This window comes from Bacillus cereus group sp. BfR-BA-01355 (genome assembly GCF_022663675.1).
GTDB classification, from domain to species: Bacteria; Bacillota; Bacilli; order Bacillales; family Bacillaceae_G; genus Bacillus_A; species Bacillus_A thuringiensis_S.
The window spans coordinates 1-223 of record NZ_JAKUFY010000488.1; the positions used below are offsets into that span (position 1 = coordinate 1).

A 223-nucleotide genomic window follows, 5' to 3' on the forward strand; every position below is an offset into this window, starting at 1 on the left:
AATTCATTAGAAGTAACAGAAAAAGAGTCTATTTTACAGTTTGCAAATATAATTTTTGATGGATCCGTTTGGGAGATGAATATGGCTCTGTTAATCGGTGGAAGACTTGTTATTGCAAATAAGGATGAGCGTGAAAATACAGAAGAATTTGTAAAAATGACAAGCAAAGAAAAGGTGAAAATTGCAACCATTCCTCCAGTATTCTATTTCAATATGGATGAAT

At 31.8% G+C, this 223-nt stretch carries 1 protein-coding gene; it reads left to right on the top strand.

The annotated features are described in order from the left end of the window. Window positions 1-223, top strand: a 223-nt coding sequence (locus MR167_RS32590) for an AMP-binding protein (protein WP_242316324.1), incomplete at both ends; no start/stop codon positions are given.